We start from the raw sequence: 1163 nt of genomic DNA, 5'->3' as shown, positions 1-1163 counted from the left end.
CGTGGACATCGACGCCGGCAAGGTGGCCAAGCTGGCGGGCGGTGACATCCCGTTCTACGAACCCGGCCTGCGAAAGTTGTTGACCGACAACCTCGCTGCCGGACGACTGCGGTTCACCACCGACTACGAGATGGCGGCCGATTTCGCCGACGTGCATTTCCTGGGCGTGGGCACGCCGCAGAAGAAGGGCGAATACGGCGCCGACCTCTGCCACGTCCACGCGGTCATCGACGCGCTAGTGCCGCGACTCACCAGGCCGTCGGTGCTCATCGGCAAGTCGACGGTGCCGGTGGGCACGGCGGCCGACCTCAACGAGCGGGCGGCCGCGCTGGCGCGCCGTGGTGTCGACGTCGAAATTGCCTGGAACCCAGAGTTTTTGCGCGAGGGCTACGCGGTGCACGACACCTTGCACCCGGATCGCATCGTGCTCGGCATCCAAGAGGGTTCCACGCGCGCCGAGGCGGCGGCCCGCGAGCTGTACGGGCCGCTGCTGGACGCCGGGGTGCCCTTCCTGGTGACCGATCTGCAGACCGCCGAGCTGGTCAAGGTCTCCGCGAATGCCTTTCTGGCGACCAAGATTTCGTTCATCAACGCCATCTCCGAGGTGTGCGAGGCGGCGGGTGCCGACGTCAGCCTGCTGGCCGACGCGCTGGGCTTCGACCCGCGGATCGGGCGCCAATTCCTCAATGCCGGTTTGGGTTTCGGCGGGGGCTGCCTGCCCAAGGACATCCGCGCGTTCATGGCTCGCGCCGGTGAGCTGGGAGCCGACCAGGCGCTCACCTTCCTGCGCGAGGTGGACAGCATCAACATGCGCCGGCGCACCCGGATGGTCGAGCTGGCTACCACCGCCTGCGGCGGCTCGTTGCTGGGCGCCAACATCGCCGTGCTGGGTGCGGCGTTCAAACCCGAATCCGACGACGTCCGCGACTCGCCCGCGCTCAACGTCGCCGGGCAGCTTCAGCTCAACGGCGCCGCGGTGAACGTGTACGACCCCAAGGCGTTGGACAACGCGCAGCGGCTCTTCCCCACGCTGAACTACGCGGTGTCGGTCGAGGAGGCCTGCGAGCGGGCGGACGCGGTGCTGGTGCTCACCGAGTGGCGGCAGTTCGTCGATCTCGACCCGCGCGACCTTGCCGACCGGGTGCGGGCCCGCGTCGTCGTCG

1 protein-coding gene is annotated in these 1163 nt (G+C 68.9%); it reads left to right on the top strand.

Annotated features, from left to right (window positions below; translation table 11 throughout):
• A partial coding sequence (locus N415_RS29990) for a UDP-glucose/GDP-mannose dehydrogenase family protein (protein WP_068189844.1) occupies positions 1–1163 on the top strand: 1163 nt, incomplete at both ends.

The sequence above is a fragment of the Mycobacterium sp. UM_CSW genome (genome assembly GCF_000455205.1).
Classification (GTDB): Bacteria; Actinomycetota; Actinomycetes; order Mycobacteriales; family Mycobacteriaceae; genus Mycobacterium.
This window is presented reverse-complemented; position numbering and strand designations above follow the sequence as displayed.